Raw genomic sequence first — 2,370 nt, 5'->3', positions numbered from 1 at the left:
ATCTCGGCGCTGGTGTTCCAGTCATCCAGTACGGCTTCCAGGTGCTGGGAGTCATGGACTTTGGCTGTGTCGGCCACCCAATTCCGGATCAGCTTGTGCTTACAGTCTACGCTCACCGTGAACTTGTAGCCGTGGTAAGACTTCCCATGTTTCTTGGTCCAGCTGGCATCGACATCCTTCTGCCGCCGCTTGGCTGGTTTCCAGTCGGCAGGAACCGCATGCTGCTCAAGCATTTCTTTGTCCTCTTTGGTGAAATGCTGTTTGGGGGCAGGGACCAGAGTGGCGTCGATGATTTGCCCCGCTCGGGCTTCGAGTCCGTGGGCCCGAATCTGTCGATCCAATGCCACAAAGAGCGCTTGTACTCCCTCGACGCCCAGACGGTTCTCAAAATTCCAAATGGTAGTACGATCGGGAATGTTGCGGGAATGTTCCAAACCACAAAAACGTCGGAAGCTACGCCGATCCAGCAGTTGATACTCGGTCTGCTCGTCGGAAAGGCCATGCAGGCGCTTGAGCACCAGTATCCGCACCATGACCTCGGTGGGATAGGGAGGCCGCCCACCTTTTGATTGCTCTGGGCGCGGGGCAATTCTCTCCACCGCTTCGGCCAGGGGGGAGAAGTCGATAACTGCCTCGATTTTCTGGAGGGGATCGCCCAAGGCTTCTACCTTCCGGACATAGCCCTCATCAGCCAAGAGATCGTTCTTCACCGCCGTTCTGCGCGCAATCATTCCATCAACCCCGCTGCAATCTAGCTACGCATTATTCTATCAAAAACCCAGTGCCAATGGGGTTTTTCGAGGTGCCCCCTGGTCATCGATTTGTCCGATAGGCAGGGTCGTGGCTATGGGGTGTGGGTGGCAGTTAAAGACCGTGACGGCCAGATCATCGAGAAACAGGCCGGAAAGATCGAGCCGCGGCAACGCAATCTGAATCGTGGGCATGGGAGGGGGATTGGCTGATACCCTCGATACTCTCAAAAGCCGTGCGGGTTGCCTCTGCCAAAGCGATAGCGGGTTACGAGAATACCGAAGCCAGCAACACCAAGGCCCGGATTCTCAAATCTCCGAGCCTCTCAGAAACGGTCGGTTGCGAGATAATGGTGTGCTCTACTTCTGGCTTTCTACATCATTTTTTAATACGTCAAAGGCTTCGTAAACTAGTGAGTCTATAATATGTCGTCTTCTTCGTTTCCATAAAAATATCGGAGAACACTTAATACTGCTAGTAATGTCTTTAATTATTGTCATTGTTATTTTAGTGTTATAGTGAGTTCTAATCCACGTCCGTGTGGCCCTAAAACGAACATAATGAAGAATAATAAAAACTGGATTGTTGAGCGTGCATGATAAGTTATGATGCTCCGGTATTTGTGAAGAAAAAATAGCATTTCTGACTTTTGATGCGTCTTGTTCTGACATTCCTTTTGTAAACTCATTAATGCGCAGTAAAGCTACTATTTTTTCTAAAGGTAGAGCCTTATTACTTGTGTTGTCTGAAAGCTCTAAGCTGATCTCGCTTAGCCCGCAAACCAACAAGAACTGGATATGGATAGGGTTTGAATACGCTTCACAGTGAACGTGATTGGATCCAAAAACTTTGGCAAAAGTCTGTATTATCAATTCGTATGAGAAGCAAAAACGCCAGTTTCCATTCATAACAAAGGCGCCTGTTCGGAATACCTCTTTAGAAAATGAATAGAAAGTCCGGTCGAGCCCATGCTTCACCAGCTCCTGATATAGAGAATAGGCGTATCTGGCTTGATCCCTAAAAAAAACAATCACGTCTATTTCATAGCCAACATTTTCAAGTGCGGTTTTCAGAAAATAAAGTTGATCTGGTTTTTGATGTAGGTACTCGAAATCCTCAGAGCTAATAATAGCTAAATTGCAATCAGATGCAGCGAGCTCGAGACATAACTCGGAAATGGTTCCGTTTTCTTTGTTAAACCGTGGATCTTCATTCAGTTCCCAAGCGATATTGTGATGCCCAGAGTACGTTGATATTCTGCCTGAATTTGGGAAAAGTATATTATTATCTACAAGTAGTCGATCGTTTTTTGCCAATAATGTTTGTAGAGCGGTAGACCCTGTTTTGTGTGTACCAATATGCAGGAAAAGTCTTTTACATGATTTCTGAGTGGTGTTTGTCATATATCTAGAGATGGCCGATGGAACCGCGATATTTTACCAGGCACAAGGCGTCATTGTGTCTGGTTGCTGCTAGGCCCGCCGGGGCGGATGGCCTGGTTTTGCTGGGTTCCCCAGGCGCCTGGCGAGGACCAACATGAGTCCTTACGATAACCCCGCTCATTCCGCAGGGATCCTTTGCTTCCTGCCGACATTAGTCCCTGCAACCGTAACGGAAAGC

General features: G+C 48.1%; 2 protein-coding genes. Both read right to left on the bottom strand.

The features are described 5' to 3' along the window. On the bottom strand, nt 1-731 hold a 731-nt coding region (locus tag RTI30_RS14055; RefSeq protein ID WP_409449723.1), incomplete at its 3' end, for an IS5 family transposase. Between the two features lie 378 nt (nt 732-1,109). After that, nucleotides 1,110-2,153 (bottom strand): hypothetical protein, encoded by a 1,044-nt coding sequence (locus tag RTI30_RS14050; protein WP_312284121.1) that lies wholly within the window; start codon nt 2,151-2,153, stop codon nt 1,110-1,112. Nucleotides 2,154-2,370 lie beyond the last annotated feature (217 nt).

Origin of the sequence: Candidatus Igneacidithiobacillus taiwanensis (assembly GCF_031962545.1) — a bacterium.
GTDB classification, from domain to species: Bacteria; Pseudomonadota; Gammaproteobacteria; order Acidithiobacillales; family Acidithiobacillaceae; genus Igneacidithiobacillus; species Igneacidithiobacillus taiwanensis.
Note: the sequence above shows the minus strand (reverse complement) of the source record. Positions and strands in the feature narration are given on the sequence as shown.